21 protein-coding genes are annotated in these 22,709 nt (G+C 59.3%); 6 read left to right on the top strand and 15 right to left on the bottom strand.

Annotation, left to right across the window (positions count from 1 at the left end):
• Positions 1-82: 82 nt before the first annotated feature.
• The 4 genes from lipA to AC4ANK_RS05435 all read right to left on the bottom strand — a co-directional run bounded on the left by lipA (position 83) and on the right by AC4ANK_RS05435 (position 3,268).
• On the bottom strand, positions 83-1,090 hold the full coding sequence (gene lipA, locus AC4ANK_RS05450) for a lipoyl synthase (protein ID WP_002555327.1): 1,008 nt from the start codon (positions 1,088-1,090) through the stop codon (positions 83-85).
• On the bottom strand, positions 1,083-1,739 hold the full coding sequence (gene lipB / locus AC4ANK_RS05445) for a lipoyl(octanoyl) transferase LipB (RefSeq protein WP_460383455.1): 657 nt from the start codon (positions 1,737-1,739) through the stop codon (positions 1,083-1,085). Before lipB ends, lipA begins: the two co-directional genes overlap by 8 nt.
• Positions 1,739-2,014, bottom strand: coding sequence for a DUF493 domain-containing protein (locus AC4ANK_RS05440; protein WP_002555329.1), 276 nt, complete (start codon positions 2,012-2,014; stop codon positions 1,739-1,741). The genes lipB and AC4ANK_RS05440 overlap by 1 nt, the downstream gene beginning before the upstream one ends.
• 93 nt (positions 2,015-2,107) lie before the next feature.
• Positions 2,108-3,268 (bottom strand): D-alanyl-D-alanine carboxypeptidase family protein, encoded by a 1,161-nt coding sequence (locus tag AC4ANK_RS05435; protein WP_002555330.1) that lies wholly within the window; start codon positions 3,266-3,268, stop codon positions 2,108-2,110.
• 19 nt (positions 3,269-3,287) lie between these two features.
• Here AC4ANK_RS05435 and AC4ANK_RS05430 point away from each other — a divergent pair, with 19 nt between their 5' ends.
• Positions 3,288-3,440 carry a hypothetical protein gene (locus tag AC4ANK_RS05430; RefSeq protein ID WP_004655649.1) on the top strand — a complete coding sequence of 51 codons (153 nt, stop codon included), beginning with the start codon at positions 3,288-3,290 and terminating at the stop codon, positions 3,438-3,440.
• Positions 3,441-3,509: 69 nt separating this feature from the next.
• Here the strand turns inward: AC4ANK_RS05430 and AC4ANK_RS05425 are convergent, their stop codons facing one another.
• The 8 genes from AC4ANK_RS05425 to AC4ANK_RS05390 are packed head-to-tail and all read right to left on the bottom strand — an operon-like array spanning position 3,510 to position 11,493.
• Entirely contained in the window at positions 3,510-4,538 is a 1,029-nt protein-coding gene (locus AC4ANK_RS05425; RefSeq protein ID WP_002555332.1) for a septal ring lytic transglycosylase RlpA family protein, read from the bottom strand.
• Positions 4,538-5,545 (bottom strand): lytic murein transglycosylase B, encoded by a 1,008-nt coding sequence (gene mltB / locus AC4ANK_RS05420; protein WP_002555333.1) that lies wholly within the window; start codon positions 5,543-5,545, stop codon positions 4,538-4,540. Before mltB ends, AC4ANK_RS05425 begins: the two co-directional genes overlap by 1 nt.
• A gap of 17 nt (positions 5,546-5,562) precedes the next feature.
• The gene (gene rodA / locus AC4ANK_RS05415) at positions 5,563-6,666 is read right to left on the bottom strand and encodes a rod shape-determining protein RodA (RefSeq protein ID WP_003368803.1); all 1,104 of its coding nucleotides are present in this window, start codon (positions 6,664-6,666) and stop codon (positions 5,563-5,565) included.
• A 31-nt stretch (positions 6,667-6,697) separates the two neighbouring features.
• Positions 6,698-8,593, bottom strand: a complete 1,896-nt coding sequence (gene mrdA, locus AC4ANK_RS05410; RefSeq protein ID WP_005745383.1) for a penicillin-binding protein 2 — start codon at positions 8,591-8,593, stop codon at positions 6,698-6,700.
• A gap of 28 nt (positions 8,594-8,621) precedes the next feature.
• Entirely contained in the window at positions 8,622-9,089 is a 468-nt protein-coding gene (gene rlmH / locus AC4ANK_RS05405) for a 23S rRNA (pseudouridine(1915)-N(3))-methyltransferase RlmH (RefSeq protein ID WP_002555336.1), read from the bottom strand.
• Between the two features lie 9 nt (positions 9,090-9,098).
• Positions 9,099-9,485 carry a ribosome silencing factor gene (gene rsfS / locus AC4ANK_RS05400; protein WP_002555337.1) on the bottom strand — a complete coding sequence of 129 codons (387 nt, stop codon included), beginning with the start codon at positions 9,483-9,485 and terminating at the stop codon, positions 9,099-9,101.
• 60 nt (positions 9,486-9,545) lie between these two features.
• Complete coding sequence (gene nadD, locus AC4ANK_RS05395) at positions 9,546-10,205, bottom strand: nicotinate-nucleotide adenylyltransferase (protein ID WP_161794688.1); 660 nt, start codon at positions 10,203-10,205, stop codon at positions 9,546-9,548.
• Positions 10,206-10,227: 22 nt separating this feature from the next.
• On the bottom strand, positions 10,228-11,493 hold the full coding sequence (locus AC4ANK_RS05390) for a glutamate-5-semialdehyde dehydrogenase (protein ID WP_002555339.1): 1,266 nt from the start codon (positions 11,491-11,493) through the stop codon (positions 10,228-10,230).
• A gap of 527 nt (positions 11,494-12,020) precedes the next feature.
• Here AC4ANK_RS05390 and AC4ANK_RS05385 point away from each other — a divergent pair.
• The 3 genes from AC4ANK_RS05385 (at position 12,021) to AC4ANK_RS05375 (ending at position 16,183) form a co-directional block, all read left to right on the top strand.
• Positions 12,021-12,692 carry a DNA-3-methyladenine glycosylase gene (locus AC4ANK_RS05385; protein WP_002555340.1) on the top strand — a complete coding sequence of 224 codons (672 nt, stop codon included), beginning with the start codon at positions 12,021-12,023 and terminating at the stop codon, positions 12,690-12,692.
• Between the two features lie 3 nt (positions 12,693-12,695).
• A complete protein-coding gene (locus tag AC4ANK_RS05380; RefSeq protein WP_002555341.1) occupies positions 12,696-14,012 on the top strand; it encodes a bifunctional DedA family/phosphatase PAP2 family protein in 1,317 nt (438 codons plus the stop codon).
• Between the two features lie 137 nt (positions 14,013-14,149).
• Positions 14,150-16,183 (top strand): pilus assembly protein TadG-related protein, encoded by a 2,034-nt coding sequence (locus AC4ANK_RS05375; RefSeq protein ID WP_002555342.1) that lies wholly within the window; start codon positions 14,150-14,152, stop codon positions 16,181-16,183.
• Here AC4ANK_RS05375 and AC4ANK_RS05370 read toward each other — a convergent pair.
• Positions 16,180-18,948 (bottom strand): PAS domain-containing sensor histidine kinase, encoded by a 2,769-nt coding sequence (locus tag AC4ANK_RS05370; protein ID WP_002555343.1) that lies wholly within the window; start codon positions 18,946-18,948, stop codon positions 16,180-16,182. The genes AC4ANK_RS05375 and AC4ANK_RS05370 overlap by 4 nt on opposite strands.
• A complete protein-coding gene (locus AC4ANK_RS05365) occupies positions 18,938-19,393 on the bottom strand; it encodes a TadE/TadG family type IV pilus assembly protein (RefSeq protein ID WP_002555344.1) in 456 nt (151 codons plus the stop codon). The genes AC4ANK_RS05370 and AC4ANK_RS05365 overlap by 11 nt, the downstream gene beginning before the upstream one ends.
• A 75-nt stretch (positions 19,394-19,468) precedes the next feature.
• Between AC4ANK_RS05365 and AC4ANK_RS05360 the strand changes: the two genes are divergently transcribed.
• The gene (locus tag AC4ANK_RS05360; protein WP_031594980.1) at positions 19,469-19,939 is read left to right on the top strand and encodes a prepilin peptidase; all 471 of its coding nucleotides are present in this window, start codon (positions 19,469-19,471) and stop codon (positions 19,937-19,939) included.
• Positions 19,940-20,109: 170 nt separating this feature from the next.
• On the top strand, positions 20,110-20,898 hold the full coding sequence (locus AC4ANK_RS05355; RefSeq protein ID WP_032701664.1) for a response regulator transcription factor: 789 nt from the start codon (positions 20,110-20,112) through the stop codon (positions 20,896-20,898).
• 7 nt (positions 20,899-20,905) lie between these two features.
• On the opposite strand, the gene AC4ANK_RS05350 is transcribed toward AC4ANK_RS05355, so the two are convergent.
• Positions 20,906-22,561, bottom strand: a complete 1,656-nt coding sequence (locus AC4ANK_RS05350; RefSeq protein ID WP_002555347.1) for a response regulator — start codon at positions 22,559-22,561, stop codon at positions 20,906-20,908.
• Positions 22,562-22,709 lie beyond the last annotated feature (148 nt).

Genomic DNA, 22,709 nt, shown 5'->3' with positions numbered 1-22,709 from the left:
CGGAGCGTTGGCACGATAATCAACCGCAAACAAAAAGGGCCAGGTATCGCTACCTGGCCCTTCTTGTTTTTGCGGCGTGCTGTCAGAGCATTGCCTTGGCGATCTTGGCTTGCTCGTCGGCATGATACGAAGAGCGTACCAGCGGCCCGGATGCGACGTTCTTGAAGCCCATCTTGTAACCTTCCTCGGCAAACCAGGCAAAGGTGTCAGGGTGGACAAAGCGCTGCACCGGAAGGTGGTTGCGCGATGGCTGCAGGTACTGACCCAGCGTCAGCATGTCGATGTCGTGCTCGCGCATGCGCTGCATGACTTCGATAACCTCTTCGTCGGTCTCGCCCAGGCCCAGCATCAGCCCTGATTTGGTCGGTACATGCGGGACCATCTGTTTGAAGCGCTGCAGCAGGGTCAACGACCACTGGTAGTCCGAACCCGGACGCGCAGCCTTGTACAGACGCGGAACGGTTTCCAGATTGTGGTTGAACACATCCGGTGGCTCGGCAGCGGTGATTTCCAGCGCTACGTCCATGCGGCCACGGTAGTCGGGCACCAGTGTTTCAAGCTGTACGCCCGGCGACAGCAGGCGGATTTCGCGGATGCAGTCGGCAAAGTGCTGAGCACCGCCGTCACGCAAGTCGTCACGGTCCACCGAGGTGATCACTACGTACTTCAGACGCAGGTCGGCAATTGCGATGGCGAGGCTCTTCGGTTCGTTGACGTCGAGCGGCTTCGGACGACCATGGCCCACGTCGCAGAATGGGCAGCGACGGGTGCAGATGTCGCCCATGATCATGAACGTTGCGGTGCCACCGGAGAAGCATTCGCCCAGGTTCGGGCAGGACGCCTCTTCACAGACACTGTGCAGCTTGTGCTTGCGCAGCAATTGCTTGATACGGTCGACTTCCGGAGAAACCGGGATGCGCACACGAATCCAGTCGGGTTTCTTCGGCAGATCTACCGTTGGAATGATCTTGACCGGGATGCGCGCAACCTTTTCCGCTCCGCGAAGCTTAACGCCCGCTTCGACTTTCGGACGGGCCACTCGCTCGGAAACATCCAGCGTCGGGATCAGGGTTTGCACGGTGTCAGTCATAATGGTTTATTCCGCCCGTAAGGGTCGCCTGCTCAGCGTAGTCGAGGTGTTTGACGAGCTGCGCACGCAGTCGGGCACTTACCTCGGAAAATTCTATCTGCCCTGCCTGATCGCTCAGTTGGGTCATGGCCAACCCGGCGTATCCGCAAGGGTTGATGCGGCGGAACGGCTCCAGGTCCATGTCGACGTTCAACGCCAGACCATGAAACGAGCAGCCGTTGCGAATGCGCAGACCGAGCGACGCGATTTTCGCGCCGTCGACGTATACACCCGGTGCATCGGCCTTGGCGGCTGCCTTGACGCCGTAGTCGGCGAGCAAGGCGATAAGGGTATTCTCGATCCGTGTTACCAGATCGCGAACACCGAAACCAAGGCGCCTGACGTCCAGCATCAGGTAAGCCACCAGTTGGCCCGGGCCATGATAAGTCACTTGGCCGCCACGATCGACCTGTACGACAGGAATATTGCCCGGCAGCAGCAAATGTTCGGCCTTGCCGGACTGTCCCTGGGTGAAAACCGGGGGGTGCTGGACCAGCCAGACCTCATCGGCAGCCTCGCGGCCACGCCCATCGGTAAAGCGCTGCATGGCGTGCCAGGCGGTTTCGTAATCGATCAGGCCCAGATCACGAAAACCCAGCACAACCGTCATCAGAGCACCATGTGCACGAAACCCGTAGCGCGAAGGGCACTATTGATATCGCGCAATTGATCTTCGCCTGTAGCGACGATGTGCAACTGGACGGTGGTGTATTTGCCGTTGCTGCTCTGACGCTCGGCGAGTGTCTTGAGGTCGACCTGAGCGTACTTGTGCAGGACTTCCATAACAGCAGCAGTAAAGCCCACGCTGGTGTCACCGATCACCTTGATCGGATAGTCATCGCAGGGGAATTCGATTTTGTGCGACTTGATGTCGGTATCAGTCATGGCAGTAAAGGTCTCACAAGCCGTGACGACGGACACGCGGCCCGCTCAGATCATGAGCAGGCCGCGAGAAGGTCGGCAGTAGTTACTGGAGGGTCAGTTGAACAAGCCGTAGAAGAACAGGCGGATGCTATCCCACACGCGGCGGAAAATGCCACCTTCCTCAACTGCATCAAGCGCAATCAGGTTAGCGGTATGAACCACCTGATCGTCTTTCTTGACCTCGACCTTACCGATCACGTCGCCCTTGGCGATTGGCGCAACCAGTTGCGGGTTCATGGTCATGCTGGCGGACAGCTTCTTCATGTCGCCTTTTGGCATGGTCATGCTCAGATCTTCAGCCAGACCGGCCTTGACCTGACGCTCAGTGCCTTTCCAGACGGTTGCCTGAGCCAGCTCGGTGCCCTTCTGATAGAAGTTCTGGGTTTCGAAGAAACGGAAGCCATAGGTCAGCAGCTTCTGGGTTTCAGCCGCACGGGCCTGCTCGCTGTTGGTGCCGAACACTACTGCGATCAGACGCATGCCGTCACGTACAGCCGAAGACACCATGCAGTAGCCGGCCTCGTCGGTGTGGCCGGTCTTCAGACCGTCAACGGTCTTGTCGCGCCACAGCAGCAGGTTGCGGTTAGGCTGCTTGATGCCGTTCCAGAAGAACTCTTTCTGCGAGTAGATCGCATAGTGAGCCGGGTCTTCGTGAATGATTGCACGCGCCAGGATCGCCATGTCGTGAGCCGACGAGTAGTGCTCGGGGTTCGGCAGACCGGTCGGGTTCATGAAGTGGCTGTTGGTCATGCCCAGATCGCCGGCGGTCTTGTTCATCATGTCGGCAAATGCATCTTCGCTGCCGGCAATGTGCTCGGAGATCGCGACGCTGGCGTCGTTACCCGATTGAATAATGATGCCGTGCAGCAGGTCGCTGACCGTCACCTGGCTGCCCACCTTGATGAACATCCGCGAACCGCCTGTGCGCCAGGCATTTTCACTGATGGTCACCGGATCGTTCTCGCCGATCTGGCCGCGACGAATTTCCAGGGTCGCGATGTAGGCAGTCATCAGCTTGGTCAGACTGGCAGGTGCCAGACGCTGGTCACCGTTGTTCTCGACCAGAACGTTGCCGCTGGTGGCATCCATCAGTACGTAGGACTTGGCTGCCAGTTGCGGCGCAGCAGGCGTCATCTGCTCTGCCGCCCAGACGGTCGGGGTGATAATCAGTGGAACAAGCAGGCACAAACGTTTTGCAAAGGTGGTGATGTTCATCCGTCTCTCGAGAATCCTAATGGGCAAACATGCCCTTGCGGGCAAAACTGAACAGACCGGCGAGGCGAAAACGCCTCGGTACGGCTCGTGGCGCCAGGCTGTAACCCTGGCTGACAAAGTCGCCTGTTCGACACACGACCTTGTGGGCAGTTACCTGCAACGCTGGCCCTGATGGCAAAGCTGCGCTGCCTGCGACTGCATATCGTCCTCCGTTGTTGCTGGAAAACGATTGTCGAAAAACTTATTGATCCGATGTCACTACGCTTGGCTGACCCAGATTGGCCGACCTGACGCTGTTTTGCAGTTGCTGGGCTTCACCCGGCGTGTCGATCGGTCCCATCCGGACCCGATAGAGCGTTTGCTGATTGCGAGCTATCGAGCTGACGAACACCGGCGCTCGAACCATCCCGCTCAGTTTCGACCTCAGGAGCTCCGCAGCGTCCGGGTTGGCGAAGGCTCCCACCTGGAGAAACAGCCCAGCGGCTTGTCCTGAAGCGTTTTTTTTTGCGTCAACCTGCAACGGCACGACAGGTGCGGCATGTTGCTGCGGTGGCGGCGTGTATTGCTCGACGGTTCCGGTCGATGTCGACAGCGCGGGCGGCGTGGCCTGAGCCATCACTTGCGGCTGATTGAGCATCAGCGGTGCCGGACGGCCACGTTGCGCCCACCATTCCTGCGGGTCGATACCTTCGACCTTCACCCGGGCGGTGCCGGTTTCGGCATAGCCCAGCTTTTTGGCGGCGGCGTAGGACAAGTCGATAATGCGGTCCGAATAGAACGGCCCGCGGTCGTTGACGCGCAGAATCACCGTGCGGTTGTTGTCCAGGTTGGTCACTTTGACATAGCTGGGCAGCGGCAGGGTCTTGTGCGCGGCGCTCATGCCATACAGGTCATACACCTCGCCGTTGGCGGTGTTCTGGCCATGAAACTTGGTGCCATACCAGGAAGCGGTGCCCGAAGCGACGTAACGCTTTGAATCGCTCATCGGGAAATAGGTCTTGCCCAGCACCGTATACGGGTTCGCCTTGTAGGCACCGGTATGCAGGGTCGGCGTTGCATCGGGGATGCGCGAGACATCCACGTCCCACCACGGCGCGCCGTCCTTGTGGGCACGGTTAATGTCCAGCCCCGGCATCGAGCGCACAGCGGCACCGCCTTTTGGCGACTGCGACGAGGTTGTGCGTGACGGCGACGAGCAACTGGCAACCAGCACTGCCAGGCCGGTCAGCGCCAGAAGCTTGAATGTTTGCAGAATCGGCAATGCCCGCATTACTTGACGCCTCGAGCTTGAACCAACGATTCAGACAGCTGATACACGGCCATGGCGTACATCACACTGCGGTTATAACGGGTGATAGCATAAAAATTGTTCAAACCCAGCCAGTATTCAGGACCATTGTCGCCTTCAAGACGGAACGCCGTTACCGGCATATCGTCGCGCAGCGCATCATGACTCGCCCAGCCCAGCTGTCGCAACTCCCCGACCGACATTACCGGATCAAGCGCAGGGCTCAACCCTTCGTCAACCCGGTCGCCACGTGCGGTCGCGCGGCTGACTACCGGCTGACCGGCTACCCAGCCATGACGCTTGAAATAACTGGCAACGCTGCCGATGGCATCGTCCGGGTCGGTCCAGATGTTGATATGGCCGTCGCCGTCGAAATCCACTGCATATGCGCGGAAACTGCTCGGCATGAACTGCGGCAGGCCCATTGCTCCGGCGTACGAGCCTTTGAGAGTCAAGGGGTCAACCTGTTGTTCGCGAGCCAGCAGCAGAAACTCACGCAATTCCTTGCGGAAGAACTGTGCGCGTGGCGGGTAATCGAAACCGAGCGTCGACAATGCATCGATCACCCGGTAATTGCCGGTGTTGCGGCCGAAAAAGGTTTCCACGCCAATGATCGAAACGATGATCTGCGCCGGTACACCATATTCCTGCTCGGCGCGGGCCAATGCGGCCTCGTGCTGACGCCAGAAATCGACACCGCGGGCGATGCGCGTATCGGTGATGAACATCGGCCGATACTCTTTCCACTGCTTGACCCGTTCGGCCGGGCGGGAAATGGCATCGAGAATGGCCTGCTTGCGCTCCACCTCACGAAACAGGCTCATCAACTGCTCACCGGCAAAACCGTGATCGCGGGTCAGCTCACCGACGAATTCCGCTACCTGGGGCGAACCCTCATAGTCGCCGGCCAGCGCCTCTTGCACCGATCCAAGGATGCCTACCAGACCGACCACCGGAGCATATCGAGCCCAGTTACGCATTGCTTGCATTGAATAGTTCACCTTAATCAAACTTGAGCAATCCATTTACGGTGTGTATGGATCGACATCAAAACCCCAAACGCTGACAGTAGGGTCACCAGCGAAGTTCCGCCGTAGCTAATGAAGGGCAATGGCACCCCCACCACTGGCAGCAGGCCACTGACCATACCGATGTTGACGAAAACGTAAACAAAAAACGTCATGGTCAACGCTCCGGCCAGCAGTTTGCCGAATAATGTCTGCGCCTGTGCAGTGATCACAAGCCCGCGGCCGATCAGCAGCATATAGATGATCAGCAGCGCGCAGATGCCTACCAGACCGAACTCTTCACCCAGCACCGCGATGATGAAGTCGGTGTGGCTTTCCGGCAGAAAGTCCAGGTGAGACTGAGTGCCCAGCAGCCAGCCTTTGCCGAAAACGCCGCCCGAACCGATGGCTGCCTTTGACTGAATGATGTTCCAGCCGGTGCCCAGCGGATCGCTTTCCGGGTCAAGGAAGGTCAGCACGCGCTGTTTCTGGTAGTCGTGCATAAAGAAGAACCACATGGCCACCGCCGCAGGCACAGCGGCCGCCAGCACACTGATAATCCAGCGCCAGCGCAGGCCGGCCATGAACAGCACAAAGGCACCTGAGGCCAGAATCAGCAGTGACGTCCCCAGGTCAGGCTGGCGAACGATCAGAATGAACGGCACACCGACCAGGGCGAGACTGACCGCTACATGCTTCAAATGCGGGGGCAGCGTGCGCTTGGACAGATACCAGGCGATGGTCGCCGGCATGATGATCTTGAGAAACTCCGAAGGCTGGAAGCGGATCACCCCGGGAATGTTAATCCAGCGCGTCGCCCCCATGGCGTTGTGACCCATGACATCCACCACTACCAGCAGCAGGACGCCGATGACATACAGTACCGGCACCCAGCGCGCCATGAAGCGCGGCTCCAACTGGGCGATCACCACCATCGCCACCAGACCGATACCAAACGAGCTGGCCTGCTTGATGAGCAGGTCCCAGTTCTTGCCGCTGGCCGAGTACAGGACAAACAGGCTGCCAGCCGCCAGGGTCAGCAACAGGATCAACAACGGGCCATCGATATGAATGCGCTGCAGAAACGTGGCACGGCGGCGCATCACGTCTTCGCTGGACAGGATGCGGTCGAAATTACTCTTCACGGGCCGCAGCCTCCAGATTCAGGGAACCGGCATACTCAGGCTTGAGATGGCCGTTTTCGTCGAGCAGCCAGGCGTCCATCACCTGACGCACAACGGGTGCAGCAACGCCGGAACCGGACTCGCCGTTCTCGACCATCACTGCAACAACGATTTTTGGATTGTCGGCCGGTGCAAAGCCGACAAACAGAGCGTGGTCACGGTGACGCTCCTGAACCTTGGTGCGGTCGTATTTCTCGCCCTGCTTGATGGCGACAACCTGAGCCGTACCGCTCTTGCCCGCGATCCGGTATTGCGCACCGATGGCAGCCTTGCGCGCCGTACCACGCGCGCCATGCATCACTTCCTGCATACCGTGGTTGACTCGCCCCCAGTTGGCCGGATCACGCAGTACGATGTTCGGCATCGGGTTTTCATCCACAGGTGCCTTGCCTTCGATGGTTCTTGCCAGATGCGGACGGTTCCACACACCTTTGTTGGCCACCAGTGCGGTCGCCTGGGCCAGTTGCAACGGCGTTGCCTGCATGTAGCCCTGCCCAATGCCGAGAATCAGGGTTTCGCCAGGGAACCAGGCCTGGCGACGGGTCGCACGCTTCCATTCACGGGACGGCATCAGACCGGGGGATTCCTCGAACATATCCAGCGACACTTTCTGCCCGATGCCGAACTTGTTCATGTAGGTGGAAAGCCGATCAATGCCCAATTTGTGCGCCAGATCGTAGAAGTACGTGTCATTGGAACGCATGATCGCGGTGTCCAGATCCACCCAGCCATCGCCGGTGCGGTTCCAGTTACGGTACTTGTGATCGTAATTGGGCAGCTGGTAATACCCTGGGTCGAACACTCTTGAGCCGGGCGTTACCGCACCGGCGTCCAGCCCGGCAATCGCCACGGCAGGCTTGATGGTCGAACCGGGCGGGTAAAGGCCGCGCAGAATGCGGTTGAACAGCGGCCGGTCGATGGAATCGCGCAGCTCGGCGTAGGCCTTGAAGCTGATACCGGTGACAAACAGGTTCGGATCGAAACTCGGCGCGCTGACCATCGCCAGCACTTCTCCGGTGGCCGGGTCCAGCGCGACTACCGCGCCACGACGCCCACCCAGTGCGGCCTCGGCAGCTTCCTGAAGGTTGATGTCCAGACTAAGAACGATGTCCTTTCCAGGGATCGGGTCGGTGCGTTTGAGCACGCGCAGCACGCGGCCACGGGCGTTGGTCTCGACCTCTTCGTAGCCGACCTGACCATGCAGATCGGGTTCGTAAAATCGCTCGATACCGGTCTTGCCGATATGGTGCGTGCCGCTGTAATTGATCGGATCGAGGCTCTTGAGCTCTTTTTCGTTGATCCGCCCCATGTAACCGACCGAGTGAGCAAAATGCGGCCCTTGCGGGTAGTGCCTGACCAGTTGCGCAACCACTTCGACACCCGGCAGGCGGAACTGGTTGACCGCAATCAGGGCGATCTGCTCTTCGCTCAGCTCGAACAGGATAGGCACCGGCTCGAACGGCCGACGCCCCTGCTTCATACGCTTTTCGAAGATGATGCGATCATCCGGGGTGAGCTGGAGGATCTCGACAATGGTGTCGAGCACACTGGACCACTCGCCGGCACGCTCACGGGTCATGCTGAGACTGAAACTGGGCCGGTTGTCCGCAACCACCACGCCATTACGGTCGTATATCAGCCCACGGCTGGGCGGAATCGGCTGAACGTGAACGCGGTTGTTTTCGGAAAGTGTGGAGTGATACTCGTACTGGATGACCTGCAGGTAATACAACCGGGCAATCAGCACGCACACCAGCAACACCACCGCCACGGCACCGAACACGACCCTGCCGCGCACCAGGCGTGCGTCCTTTTCGTGGTCTTTGAGGCGGATCGGTTGAGACATTTAGGCCGTATTCACAGTAAAGACGATGCTACTTGTGATAAGGGTGCCCGGACAGGACTGTCCAGGCGCGATACATCTGTTCGCCGATCAGAATGCGCACCAGTGGATGCGGCAGGGTCAGCGGCGACAGGGACCAGCGTTGTTCACTGCGGGCACAGACTTCAGGTGCCAGCCCCTCGGGGCCGCCGACCATCAGGTTGACCGTGCGTGCATCGAGACGCCAGCGATCGAGTTCGACCGCCAGCTGTTCGGTGCTCCACGGTTTGCCATGCACTTCAAGCGTGACAATCCGCTCGCCCGGCTGCACTTTCGCCAGCATCGCCTCGCCTTCCTGACGGATAAAGCGCGCAACATCAGCGTTCTTGCCCCGGGTATTGAGCGGGATTTCCACCAGTTCAAGCGCAAGCTCGGAGGGCATCCGCTTGGCGTACTCGTGCCAACCTTCTTCCACCCACTTGGGCATGCGCGACCCCACAGCAATCAGACGCAAACGCACATCAAGGCCTTATTCGTTGCCTGGAGTGTGGTGCGCAGCGCTGGCGGCACGGCTTTGTTCAGCGCCCTGCCACAAGCGTTCCAGGTCGTAGAACTGGCGTGCCGCAGCGGTCATTACGTGAACGATCACATCGCCCAGGTCCAACAGAACCCAGTCGCTGTCGCCCTTGCCTTCTTCGCTCAGGGACTTCAGGCCGGCTGCCTTGACCTTGTCACGGACGTTATCGACCAGTGCATTCAACTGACGGTTGGACGTACCGGTGCAGATCAGCATGTAGTCAGCGATGCTGGTCTTGTCACGCACATCGATGGTCAGGATGTCTGCACCCTTGACTTCTTCAAGGGCTGCAATCGCAACATTGATGACTTCTTCACTGCTCATTTTTTGCTTTGTCATATAAAACTCATTCAGCTCGTATGTGTGGGACCGTTCAAACGCTTATCGATCAAAGCAGTTTCAGGACGACCCATCAGTGTTCGGCGCGCGGTAAAGTCCGCGTGCGTCGATATAGGCCAGTACCGCGTCTGGCACCAGAAAACGTACCGACTTACCGCTGGCCAGCAGTTGACGGATCTGGGTGGCAGACACCGATAAAGGCGTCTGCCAGACGAATGTAATGTGTCCACCCGGCCCTTTCAGGGCCTTGGGGTCGCTGACCGCGCGTGCCGCCAGCAGATTGCGCATGGCATCCGGCGACTCGCTGTCCGCGTCCGGGCGTTGCAGCACCACGATATGGCAGTGCTCCAGCAGTTCTTCCCACCTGTGCCAGGTCGGCAGCCCACAAAAGGCATCCCAACCCAGCAACAGGAACAGCTGGTCCTGAGGCGCCAGTTCGGCGCGCATCGATTCCAGTGTGTCGAGGGTATACGACGGTTTGTCCCGCTTCAGTTCACGGTCATCCACCGTCAAGGGCGACACACCCGCAACCGCGCTCTGAACCATCGCCAGACGGTCCTCGGCGGTGACACTCGGCATGTCACGATGCGGAGGCCTGGCGCTGGGCGTCAGGCGCAACTCATCGAGTTCCAGCAGTTCGGCCACTTCGAGCGCACCGCGCAAGTGACCGATATGAACCGGGTCAAACGTACCCCCAAGCATACCGATACGTCTGGGCAGCGCTGTCGTGGGGTTGTTCAAGTCAGGCTTGTCCGCGCAATTGACCATCACCGATCACGATGTACTTCTCGCAGGTCAACCCTTCAAGCCCGACTGGACCGCGGGCGTGCAGCTTATCAGTAGAAATGCCGATCTCGGCACCCAATCCGTATTCGAACCCGTCCGCAAAGCTGGTCGGTGCATTGACCATGACCGAACTGGAATCGACCTCGGCCATGAACCGGCGAATCTGACTTTGATGGTCGGAAACGATGGCATCGCTGTGATGCGAACCATAATGGTTGATGTGCTCGATGGCTTCGTCCAGCCCTGAAACGACGCGAATCGACAGGATTGCAGCCAGGTATTCGGTGTGCCAGTCGTCTTCGGTGGCCGGAATTACGTCGATCAGGTCACGGGTGCGCTCGCAACCGCGCAACTCGACGCCCTTCTCGCGAAACTGCGCGGCCATGGCAGGCAGGAAATCGGCGGCGATGGTTTGATCGACCAGCAGGGTTTCCATCGCGCCGCAGATACCGTAGCGGTACGTCTTGGCATTGAAGGCAATCTTCTGCGCCTTGGCCAGATCGGCGTGGGCACTGACATACACATGGCAGATGCCGTCCAGATGCTTGATGACCGGCACGCGCGCATCGCGGCTGACCCGCTCGATCAGGCCCTTGCCGCCACGCGGAACGATGACGTCAACGTACTCGGGCATGGTGATCAATGCGCCAACCGCTGCACGGTCGGTGGTTTCAACCACCTGCACCACAGCAGCAGGCAGCCCGGCCTCGGCCAGACCACGCTCGATGCAGGCGGCAATGGCACGATTGGAATGAATGGCTTCGGAACCGCCGCGCAGGATAGTCGCGTTACCGGACTTCAGGCACAGACTGGCCGCATCGATGGTCACATTCGGACGCGACTCGTAGATGATTCCCACAACACCCAGCGGCACACGCATCTTGCCGACCTGAATACCCGAAGGCCGATAGCTCATGTCGCGGATCGCACCGACCGGGTCTGCCAGACCTGCTACCTGACGCAACCCGACGATCATGCTGTCGATACGCGCGGGGGTCAGGGCCAGTCGTTCCAGCATTGCCGGCTCAAGGCCATTGGCCTGACCATTGGCCAGGTCCAGCGCATTGGCGGCAGACAGCTCGGCGCGCGCTTCATCCAGAGCAGCGGCAGTGGCTTGCAGGGCGCGGTTCTTCTGCGCAGTGCTGGCACGACCGATCACTCGCGAGGCTTCGCGGGCGGCGCGACCCAGGCGGGTCATGTAGTCAAGAACGGACTCAGTCATGGTCTCAGAGGTCTTGGCAAAGAGGAAAGCGGCTGATTATAGCTGTCGTGCCGCACGAACGACAGCGCAGACAGGCGGATGGTCGATATCAGTGCGCAGATTTATTGCGCAGACCGATGCCTATCCCCCTCAGCCCTCATCGTTACATACAAAGTCCGCTTTTGATTCTGGCCGAAAGCCGTAGGAGCGGACTTGTCCGCGAAAGGGCCGTGACATCCGCAAGAGATGTATCGCCCGAAATAAAGCTTTCGCGAACAAGTTCGCTCCCACGCCCTGTGGGCAGAAGCCTGAACACCCCCATTTTCCGGGCTCGTCAGGACTCGTGCATAACGATGAGCGCTCAGCCTGCGCGCCCTCTCGACCAGCGTCGCAATGAGACGCACGCACAAAACGCTCTTATGGGTTAACCGGTTTGTCATGCCTCAGTCACTTTCAGAAACAACAAAGCCGCTAATCCAGACACATTCAGCTGCAATTAAAGTTGCGCTTGTTATTATCGGGCACCTTCTCAACGTACCTGCCTGACTATGCCTGCTGCTCTTCCGGATCATTTCTTCCATCGCGATGCCCAGTTGCTGGCCCGCGATCTGCTGGGCAAGATCATTCGGCATAAAGTGGGCGAGCTGTGGCTGGCCGCCCGCATCATCGAAACAGAAGCGTACTACTGCGCTGAAAAAGGCAGCCATGCTTCGCTGGGCTATACCGAAAAGCGCAAAGCGCTGTTCCTCGACGGCGGGCACATCTATATGTACTACGCGCGCGGCGGTGACTCGCTGAATTTCAGCGCCGAGGGGCCGGGCAATGCAGTGCTGATCAAATCGGCATTTCCCTGGACCGACGCAACCAGCGACGAAAACGCCCTGGCGCAGATGCAGTTGAACAACCCCGACGCCAGCGGGGCAATCCGCCCGCCGCAACGGCTCTGCGCTGGCCAGACGCTACTGTGCAAGGCACTTGGCCTGAAAGTACCGGAGTGGGACGCCAGACGCTTCGACCCACAGAGGTTGCTGGTCGAAGACATCGGCCAGGCACCCGAGCGCATTATCCAGACCACCCGTCTGGGCATTCCTGCCGGGCGCGATGAGCACTTGATGTATCGCTTCGTGGATGCCGGTTACGCCCGTTTCTGCACACGGAACCCTCTCAGACGCGGTCAGGTCGAAGGCCGCGACTACTTATTTCTCGATCAAGGAAACTGACCGATGGGCGATCTGCTCAATGGCATGACCGGCTGGCTGACAGCGAATCCTTCCTGGGTGGCTGTCGCGATTTTTTTGGTGGCCTTCACTGAATGCGTCGCGATCGTCGGGATCGTCGTGCCGGGCACGGTCATCATGTTTGCCATCGCCGCCTTGGCGGGCAGCGGCATACTGCCGTTGAGCGAAGTGCTGTTACTGGGTTTTCTCGGCGGGCTGTTGGGGGACGCAGTGTCGTACTTCATAGGCCGACGCTTTCATCAGAATATCCGTCAGTTGCCCGGCTTGCGCACGCACCCGGAGTGGATGGAAGGTGCGGAAAAATACTTCCACCGTTACGGCATCGCCAGTTTGCTGGTCGGGCGCTTCATCGGACCGCTACGCCCGATGCTGCCAATGATTGCCGGCATGTGCGACATGCCGCTCCCGCGCTTTGCGGCCGTCAGTGTACTGGCCGCGGCAGGCTGGTCGATTGCCTACCTGATGCCGGGCTGGGCGGCGGGCGCGGCCATTCGCCTGCCGCTGCCGGAAGGCTTCTGGCCTGAGGCGGCAGTGGTCGGTGCCGGTCTGGCGATTCTGTTCGGGCTGAGTATTCAGAGCAGCATTCGCCAGAAGCGCTATGCAACCAAACTTATTTCCGTGCTCAGCCTGACGCTGGTCGCGGCGCTGTTCATCGGCTGGCCCTATCTGGCGGACTTCGACAACGGCCTGATGACGCTCATTCAGGAGCATCGCAGCGAGGCCGCACAGAACATCGTGATCTTCGTCACCAGCATCGGCGACTTCAAGGCCCAGTTGCTGGCGGCCTCCCTGCTGATCATCGTGCTGGCCGTTGCCAGACAATGGCGTCACGCAGCTTTTGCCCTGACCGCAACACTGGGTACCGCGATTGCCAATGGCACCCTGAAAACGTTCTTCGCCCGCGCTCGCCCGGACGTTCTGGTAGAGCCGCTGACCACTTACAGCATGCCCAGTGGCCATAGTTCTGCGGCCTTTGCGCTGTTCATGACGCTGGCGGTGCTGGCCGGACGCGGCCAGCCCGTGCGCCTGCTCCTGAGCTGGATGCTGGTCGGTGGCATTCCGGCACTGGCCATCGCGCTTTCCAGGGTTTACCTCGGCGTTCACTGGCCAACCGACATCCTCGCTGGAATGCTCCTGGCGTTCTGTGTCTGCGCCGCCAGCCTGGCGTTCATTCAGCGCAACGCCCCCTTGCCCGCCATGTCGGTCCGGGTATGGTGGCTCATCGTCCCGGCAATGACCGCGCTGCTCGGCATTTTTGCGGTGCGCGCCCTCTCGCACGCAGTACTGCGTTACCAGTACTGATCGGCATACCTGATCGCGCCCGTACAAATCGGGTGCGACACTTCTCAAATCTGGCACCTTGCCAGTGCTCTTTCGAGGCGTTGACTACACTCCCCTGAAGCAGGTGAGTGAGCAACGGCGTGGCCGAAGGAGTGCTGATGTCCCCACTGGATGGTTATACGGCAATGCCCGCCCGGCAACGCGGCGCCATAGGCATGATGGCCGCGCTCACATTGGGATTGGCGCTGCTGTGCACACTGATAGTGGTCGACAGCGGCAGGCTGTATCTGGAGAAACGCTCGTTGCAGCGGGTTGCGGACATCGCCGCCCTGGAAGCTGCGGGGCGCAGGGGAACGTGCAGCGGGGCGGCCACCGCCCCCGGTTTCGCCACACAAAGTGCCACGCGTAACGGCTTTACCCCGAATACCGGAGGTCGAACGCTAACCATCCTCTGCGGCACCCTTACAGTGGGCCTGCAGAGCCAGCGCGTATTTGTCGCGGACTCCACCCAGGCACTGGCCATTCAAGTGGTCGCGGCGCATCCGGTGCCACGAAGTATTGCTGCCGGTATTGTTGCCCTGTTCGAAAAAACTCCCTCCCCTGCGAACATCACGATCAGCGCCACAGCCGTGGCTGCCAGTGCCGCGCCACTGGCGGCACTCACCATTCGCAGTGCGGCCGTAACAATGGACAGCACTCGGGCGGCCATTCTGAACCCACTCATCGGCAGCCTGCTCGGTGGCACACTCAACCTGAGCGTAGCGAACTGGCAGGGCCTCGCCAGCACCGACCTCAGCCTGTTGAGCTATCTGAACCGACTCAAGACCGACCTTAACCTGACTGCGGTCGGTTACAGCGAGGTGCTCAACACATCGGTTTCTGTCAGCCAGTTGATCCAGAGTGCTATCCATGTGCTCGACCCCGGCGCGACCTTGAACGGTACGGCCACCATTGCGGGCCTGCAGGCCTTGAAACTGGCGGCTGGCGCAACCACTGTGTTGCTCGGCGACGTGCTGTCGATACAGGGCAGTTCGGACCTCGCTGCATTGAATACCAACCTGCGCCTTCTGGACCTGGTTCAAGGCCTTGCGCAACTGGCCAACGACAAGACCGGCATATCGACAGCTGCGCAGATAAATGTAGGCACCCTGGCACAGGTCACCACACGATTTCAGGTCGTTGAGCCGCCTCAGTTATCGGCCATCGGCGACCCGAGCAAGATCGACCCGCTCAATCCCAAAATCGGTGCCAACCGGATCTACGTGCGCACCGCGCAGATGCGCGCGCTGGTGTCGATCAATCTGCCGGTGCTGGGCACCATCACGTCATTGGCCAACACTGCGGGCTCTGTGGTCGGCAGCCTGACACCGATCCTCAATAGCGCGTTGAGCCTGAACATCGCGGGCCTGGTGACATCAGCCACCTGCGCCGCAGGGCTAAACAGTTGTATGGTCACCGATTTCAAGTTTCTGACCTCGGACTCTTCTGCCAGCGCCGGCCCCAGGATAGATCTGAGCCTGTCGCTGGCCAGCGCCGACACCTATGTCACCGGCTACACCTGTACCAGCAACACCAGCAAAACCTTGAGTGTCAAAACAGATGCAGGATTGCTCAGCGCCAAGGTTGGCTGGATTGACAGCACGGCAGCGTTTCCTGCCAGCACTGACCCCTCGGCAATCACCGTACTGCCTCTACCGGTGCTGGATATAGGCACCAAGACCTGCCAGAAGATAGCGGGACTGTTGGGCAACTGCACCGCCCGCACCCCCTTCGGCGGTGGCGGCATAGGTCTCACGTTCGACACGGTAAGCCAGTCGCCGCTGGGCAGCTCAACGGTCGTCAGTACAACCTTCAGCTCGCCCAATCTGCCGGAAATCAACAGCGCGCCCTATTTCCTGACAAGCGTTGCGCACACCAAACCCAGTACGTTGCTGAACGGCACGGTTTCCAGCGTAAAGGTGAATGTCTATAAACCTGCGACCAGCAATGTGCTAGGCAACGTCATTACTGGAGCAGCTGCAACGCTGAACAGCCTGACCGTTGCGCTGGACGCTATTGTGGAGAACACGCTGACCGGCTTGCTGACATCAGTCGTCGACCCGCTGTTCGAGTCACTTGGCCTGAATCTGGGTGCCACCGATGTGGGTGCCAATTTAAGCTGCAACATCGGTCAGGCGACACTGATTATCTAACCGGCGTTGAATATCGGCAGCTCGATCTGGAAACGAGCGCCCTCCCCGACGTTGCCGACGCTGAGCTGGCCGCCCATCTGGTCGACGATGCCGTAGCTGACAGACAAGCCCAGTCCGGTGCCGACACCGACAGGCTTGGTGGTGAAGAACGGCTCGAAAATGCGCTCCAGCAAACGCGGATCAATCCCCCCGCCGTTGTCCTGAACCGCCAGCCGGATGATATTTTCGTCCCGCTCGGCCTCGACGCTGATCCACGGTTCGAAATCCCGGTCTTTTTCCCGACGTGACAACAACGCATCACGGGCGTTGACCATCAGGTTGATCAGCACCTGCTCAAGCTGATCGACATGCCCGCGAACCTGCACGTCTTCGATCATGGTGCCGACCCGCAACTGCACACCCTTGCCTTTCATGCCTTCGGCCAGCATCGAGAGGGTGCCTTCCACCGCCTGCGCCGGATCGAACAGCTGCTCCTCCACTTCAGAGCGCCGACCGAATACCCTCATATGGTCCACCACGCGGGCAGCACGCTGTACCTGCGCGTCGATACGGTTGAGCTTTTCGGTGAGGTATTCGATGTCCACGTCCCCGCGCCCAAGACGCTTGAGGACGTTGACCACCGCCATGCGCATGACATTGAGGGGCTGATTTATCTCATGGGCGAGGCCTGTGGACATTTCGCCAAGCGTGGCCATTTTCGCGCTCTGGTTCAATTGCATCCTGGAGCGGCGCACATCCGTGTTATCACGGCCGACGGCCTGAACCTCGACCAGCGTGCCGTGCTCGTCGAATATTCCCCGGTCGGCCCAGACCCACCAGGCATACTCACGGCCGGGCAGCTCGATACAGATTTCTTCGGTGCTCACCGGCGCTTGCGGGGTGAGCTGACCAATGCGCCGAATGAACGCCTCGCGCTGCTCGTCCGAAAGCCAGTCCCCCAGATTGATCCCGGTCAGTTGTTCCGGCGTGCATTCCATGTAATTGGCCAGTGGACGGTTGCCGAAACTCAGTACCAGATCCGGAGAATAGCGGCAGATCATGGCCGGTGAGTCTTCGACCAGAATGCGGTATCGCTCTTCGCTCTGGCGCACGTGCTCGGCCGCCAGAGTGGCTTCGGTCACGTCCAGCCACAGGCCGACCGCCTCCACGGGCATGCCGAGGTCGTCACGCAACAATCGCGCTTCGTCCAGCAACCAATGGTAGTGGCCGTTCTTGTTGCGCAACCTGTAACGCCGACTGACAACGCCTCCGCGCAACAGCTGCCGGTTACGCTCGAACCAGATGTCGCGGTCTTCGGGGTGAATGTATTCCGCCAGCTGGCCATCTACGCAGTCAGCCAGCGTCCAGCCCAGCAAGGGCGTGAGACTGTCACTGAAAAAGGTTGGCTCAAGGTTGCCGTGATCGTAGCGCTGCACGTAAATCACGGCCGGCGAGCTGGCAATGAGGTTATCCAGCCGGGCGTGAGCGGCCGCTGCTTCGGTTTCCTGATTCTTGATATCACTGACATCGAGCATGAAACCCAACACTCGCTGAACCTGACCACTGATCAGCGCCTGGCCCTGAATACGGTACCAGAGGGTTTCCTGGGCGGAATCGCTCTGTGCCAGACGCACGCAAATCAGCAGCGGCGTGCCTTTGTCACGTAACTGCGCCAGACGACTGGAAAGCTCTTGTCGATCAGCCGGATGAATCAACGCCAGCCAGTCTTGACGCGACAGACTTTCGACCCGGTCACCCAGACGCAGACTGCGCGCCAGTTGCGGTGCCAGCAGGATTTCGTCACGAGCAGGCATCAGCTCCCACCAACCGGTGCCCAGCAGATCCTGAAGCACCGCCAGGCGCTCTACATGGTGACGGTTGTGCTGCTCGGACAAGCGAAAAAGCACCGGCCCGGCCAGCGCCGAACACAGGTTGAGCCACTCGCGCTCACCAAGATCCGGAGCCTGCTGTTGCGGGTTATAGAAACCGAACATCAGCCATGCTTTAGCAACGTTGTCACGGCTGTGGGGGATCAGAAAACCGTCCGCGTTGCCGAAGGCACTCTGCAACGGCCCTTGGTCGACGCCGCCGCCAAACCTGAGTTGATGGGTGATATTGGCATCGAATCGATCCAGCGCATTGCCCAGTCGCTGCCCAACCTGCCATAACTCCGGTGCGGTGTGGGCGCTGTACTGGCAGTAGACACGCCAGCCAGCGCCGCTGACTTCCGGCAATACCAGCGCCAGACAGGGAACGCGCCATAGCTGCGCCAGTTCCTCGAGTTGCTCGGTCACCACGGCAGTCAGCCGGTCTACGTTGCACACGCGCACACGTTCGGCCATTTGCCCGGCAAAGCGCAGGCATTGCTGGCGGCTGCGGGCGGCACTGGCCTCCTCCATCAAGTCGCTGATATCCAGCAGCTGCAACAGCCAGCCCTTGCCATGCGCCTGCACCCAGCCACGGGCGTGCAAGGTATGCGCATCGGCACTCTTGAAGTCCAGGTCCAGCATGTGCCCCAGCCAGTCATGCGGCACGCCTTCAATGACCAGCGCGCTGTTTGGCAGCAACAGATTCATCAACCGCTGCGCAGCTGACAGCGGAGCGGCAATGCCCAACCGCGCAAGCAACTGCGGGCTGATGCTCTGTATCCGTCCTTCGTCATCGAGCAGCACATAAAGGTCGACCCCGACCGGGCCCGGCTCGCGTGACACGGGCACAGCCTGGGATACCGGCGGCGCTTCACCACGGCCCAGCCAACGGCTCAGACGATTTTTTTCAAGGGGCAAGTTGCAGACTCGCTTGTGCAGTAAGGTTGGTCGGCAAGCGCGGAACCTCGCCGATGCCAGGGATCGTCAATAAAGGGAGTACCTGGGTCAATCGGGTCTTGGGGTACTGGATGGTCACCGTCAGAACACCGGCGGTGTAGGTCACGTTGGTATAACTGGCGTTGAAACCCAGCGCAGGCGGCATCCATGACAGCTGATTCATGACGACACTCTGCGCTTGGCTGACCAACAGAGTGTTATAGCCACTCACTGTCGGGCTAAGGGCGACACTTCGGCGCACGGCTTCACTGGCCGCCGCATTGAAAGACTGCATCATAAGCAACGGCAGGCTATAACTCACCACGCCATAGAACACGGCAAAGAAAACAACGAACACCGCAGCGAACTCAATAGCGGCGGCACCTTGCTGCCGATGAGGCAAGGCATGCTGCAGAACGGTTTTCATATCAACGTCTACCCTGACATTTACGGCTTCAACAGAGCATAGATTCTTTCAGGAAAACAGGATGTTTTTTGCTTGATGAAATTATTTCTTCTGCTTGTCTGGTTTGTAATTTGCGCCGAACAGGATGCGCGACGCAAGCACATTTCAAACGGGCTGACACTGGGCGCAACAGCACTGGCGGCCGCCTGGCTGGCAGGCACCGGAACGAGCTGGCTAGGCGCCCCGCCACTGGAAGCCGCGCTGGCACTGGCGCTGGCACTGGGCTTGACGTTGCCTGGTTATGCGCTCGGCAAGCTGGGCGCCGGAGACGTCAAGCTGATGGCCGCACTCGCGCTCGCCTCCGACAGCGTCTATTTACTGTGCACGTTTATCGGCGCAGGCATCGCCGCGCTGACCTGGGTGTTGCTCGCCAGGAAAGTGCAGCATCATATAAACCAACGAGTTGCGCGGCGTTACGCCTATATGTTCCCTGACGCGCCAGATAAATATCCTTTTTCACCTTTTTTATTGGCGGGCTTGCTGCTGACAGTAGCGTTGCTCCATTAGTCGACTCTCGGCCAATTGAAAGTTTAATGCTATGTACATAGTCGGAAAGTACGACTACGGTTAACACATCGCTGTGGCGTACTGTCATTGAACTACCCGAAACGGGTCATACAACGCTTAATCATGTTTTGCTGAATGGATAAAGGTTCCGGTCTGCCGGCCTTAACAGCATGGAGTTGCATGTGGATAACTACCCGGTCACGAAAGTTCTGGTGGTCGACGACCAGCCTCTTATTGTTGAAGAACTCTGTGAGTTTCTGGAGAGCAACGGCTATGCGTGCGTGCGCTGTCATTCAAGCCTTGAGGCCATCGAGCATTTCAGCAGCGACAGCGCTATTGGCATCGTACTTTGCGACCTGGAAATGCCAGGCATGAATGGGATCGAGATGGTCGAAGCCATGAAGATGGCTGGCGGCAAGACGCATCTGTTCGAGGCCATCATGCTGACCGGACAAGCCGAGAAAAAGGACGTCATCAAGGCTCTGCGAGCCGGCATCGCCGATTACTACCAGAAGCCGGTCAACCTTGAAGAGTTGCTTGAGGGTGTCCAGTTGCAGGTGGAAGCGCTGCACGAACGGCAGAAAAACCGTCAGCAATTGGGCCTGCTCAACGAGAAACTTCAGTTTCTGGCCGCATCCATAGACGACCTCTATCAAAATCTGGATAACGTTCAGAACAGGGCGCAGTCCGAGCGCAAAACCAGCCTCGAGAGTGATGCACAGATGCCCGTATCGCTGGCCAAATTGTCACCCCGCCAGCTTGACGTCGCGCGCCTGGTCAGCAAGGGGCTGACCAATTACCAGATTGCCTGCGAACTGGGCATTACCGAAAACACTGTCAAACTCTACGTGTCCCAAGTGCTGCGCTTGACCCACATGCATAACCGCACCCAACTGGCCTTGGCATTTTCACCCGGCAAATCGGCAGAGCGGCAAAAGCTGATCGAAAGCCAGGACTGAAACCGAATCAGGCCTCGATTTCCGTCAACACGACGTTATAGGGCACATCCACCAGGGCCGAATGCACCTGATTGCGGCCCGCGTGCTTGGCGCAGTACAACGCAGTATCCGCCTGTGACGCAAGGCTCAGACTGTCGTCATTAGCCCCCAGAGAAACGACCCCGGCGCTGAAAGTGCAAAACAGATCGGTCGGCTGCGCGGGGTAATGGATCTCCGCAAAGCGATGGCGGATCTCATCAAGCACTTTATGGGCACTTTGAATGTCGGTATCGGGCATGACGATGGCAAACTCCTCACCACCGTAACGACCGATGAAGTCGGTCTTGCGCAGGCGCTGCTTGAGAAACAGCGCCAGGCTTTTGATGACGCGATCTCCCATAGGGTGACCGTGGCTGTCGTTGACCTTCTTGAAGTGGTCGATATCGAGCATGGCAAAACACAGCGGCTTACCCTCGCGTCGCGAGCGAAAGCTGCAATCTTCCAGCAGTTGCAGGATGTGCGTGTGATTGTAGAGCCCGGTCAGGCTGTCACGAACCATGCGCGCCTTGAGGCTGCGGGCTCTGGCGGCGCGATTGCGAACCGTGGTGATCAGGTGGCGTGGCTTGATCGGCTTGGTGAGGAAGTCATCGCCGCCCTCGCTCATGGCGTCAAGCTGCTTGTCCTGATCATCCTCGGCCGACAGGTAAATGATCGGCACGCTGACATAGCGGTCATTATGGCGAATGACCTTGGCCAGCTCAGTCCCGGTGCAACCAGGCATGTACATGTCGAGAATGATCAGGTCCGGCTGAAACTCCGCCAGTTCGGACATTGCCTGAATCGGGTCGAGCAGAACCCGCGTAACAATTCCGGCTGCATTCAGAATGCGTTCGGTGTGCATTGCCTGAGCGCGGGAATCGTCGATGATCAGCACTTTATAGGGTTCGTATTGAGCGACGCAGGTCAAGACTTCGATTTTTTCCAGCAGACTCGACGCTTCCAGCGCGCCGGTCAAAAACTCTTCGCCACCGGCCCGCACTGCTGCGAGGCGGGTGGGCGTATCGGTTTCGTTAAGGCTGAAAAACAACAGCGGAAGCTTCTGCTCCAGGCCTTCCTGAGCCTGTGAAGCCAGCTTCAGACCCTGACCGGCCCCGCTGAAATCGACATCCATGACAATCGCCGCCGGATGCCGTTGCGCCATTGCGCGCTGAAACTCGGCAACACTGTGCAACGACAGAGCTGCCAGACCGAAAAACTCCAGCTGCTTGGCCAGACGCTCGGCCCGCTCATGGTCCTGAAGCACCACATAGACCGGCTTGCGCAGCGGAGGCAGCGACGTTTGCTCAAGCTGGTCGCCATGCCGCAGCCCGGTGCGGGAGAGACGTTGCATCAGACGATTGAGGTCAGTGATGACGCGGCTGTTGAGGCGACCGCGATTGGCTTCGACAGCCTCAAGTGCCTGGTTGATGTCATGCGCCAGTGAAATGTGTTCAACCTGCTCGAAGCGCTCGGCAAAGCGCAGTAAACGCAACGTCGACTCCTTGAGCTCAGCCATGTCGCCAGCCGACCACTCGGCTTTCTGCAGACGTTGCCACGTCTCCAGAATCTGGCGTGCCTGGTGGATGACCCTTTGGGCAAAATGATGCTTCAGGCGATCTCGGCTAGGGTCTTCTGGCTCGGTCATATTGAGACTACTGTGGTTTTACTGAGCGATACGGCTGATGGCGCTATGCTAGCACCTCCGTTACAACAGAACAGTGCCGTAAGTCACTTATTTGACAACATTTTGATGGCGCTTAGCCATTACTCAAAATCAATCGACTGATAAAGCC

Source organism: Pseudomonas sp. Pmew2, from assembly GCF_058129885.1.
The sequence above is the reverse complement of the archived record's forward strand: the minus strand, read 5'-3'. Positions and strand labels throughout refer to the sequence as shown.

Bases quoted from the DNA above. Each gene is read 5' to 3' on its own strand.
- lipA (WP_002555327.1), bottom strand. From the start codon at position 1,090: ATGACTGACACCGTGCAAACCCTGATCCCGACGCTGGATGTTTCCGAG.
- lipB (WP_460383455.1), bottom strand. From the start codon at position 1,739: ATGACGGTTGTGCTGGGTTTTCGTGATCTGGGCCTGATCGATTACGAA.
- AC4ANK_RS05440 (WP_002555329.1), bottom strand. From the start codon at position 2,014: ATGACTGATACCGACATCAAGTCGCACAAAATCGAATTCCCCTGCGAT.
- AC4ANK_RS05435 (WP_002555330.1), bottom strand. From the start codon at position 3,268: ATGAACATCACCACCTTTGCAAAACGTTTGTGCCTGCTTGTTCCACTG.
- AC4ANK_RS05430 (WP_004655649.1), top strand. From the start codon at position 3,288: ATGGGCAAACATGCCCTTGCGGGCAAAACTGAACAGACCGGCGAGGCG.
- AC4ANK_RS05425 (WP_002555332.1), bottom strand. From the start codon at position 4,538: ATGCGGGCATTGCCGATTCTGCAAACATTCAAGCTTCTGGCGCTGACC.
- mltB (WP_002555333.1), bottom strand. From the start codon at position 5,545: ATGCAAGCAATGCGTAACTGGGCTCGATATGCTCCGGTGGTCGGTCTG.
- rodA (WP_003368803.1), bottom strand. From the start codon at position 6,666: ATGCGCCGCCGTGCCACGTTTCTGCAGCGCATTCATATCGATGGCCCG.
- mrdA (WP_005745383.1), bottom strand. From the start codon at position 8,593: ATGTCTCAACCGATCCGCCTCAAAGACCACGAAAAGGACGCACGCCTG.
- rsfS (WP_002555337.1), bottom strand. From the start codon at position 9,485: ATGACAAAGCAAAAAATGAGCAGTGAAGAAGTCATCAATGTTGCGATT.
- AC4ANK_RS05390 (WP_002555339.1), bottom strand. From the start codon at position 11,493: ATGACTGAGTCCGTTCTTGACTACATGACCCGCCTGGGTCGCGCCGCC.
- AC4ANK_RS05385 (WP_002555340.1), top strand. From the start codon at position 12,021: ATGCCTGCTGCTCTTCCGGATCATTTCTTCCATCGCGATGCCCAGTTG.
- AC4ANK_RS05380 (WP_002555341.1), top strand. From the start codon at position 12,696: ATGGGCGATCTGCTCAATGGCATGACCGGCTGGCTGACAGCGAATCCT.
- AC4ANK_RS05375 (WP_002555342.1), top strand. From the start codon at position 14,150: ATGTCCCCACTGGATGGTTATACGGCAATGCCCGCCCGGCAACGCGGC.
- AC4ANK_RS05365 (WP_002555344.1), bottom strand. From the start codon at position 19,393: ATGAAAACCGTTCTGCAGCATGCCTTGCCTCATCGGCAGCAAGGTGCC.
- AC4ANK_RS05360 (WP_031594980.1), top strand. From the start codon at position 19,469: ATGAAATTATTTCTTCTGCTTGTCTGGTTTGTAATTTGCGCCGAACAG.
- AC4ANK_RS05355 (WP_032701664.1), top strand. From the start codon at position 20,110: ATGGAGTTGCATGTGGATAACTACCCGGTCACGAAAGTTCTGGTGGTC.
- AC4ANK_RS05350 (WP_002555347.1), bottom strand. From the start codon at position 22,561: ATGACCGAGCCAGAAGACCCTAGCCGAGATCGCCTGAAGCATCATTTT.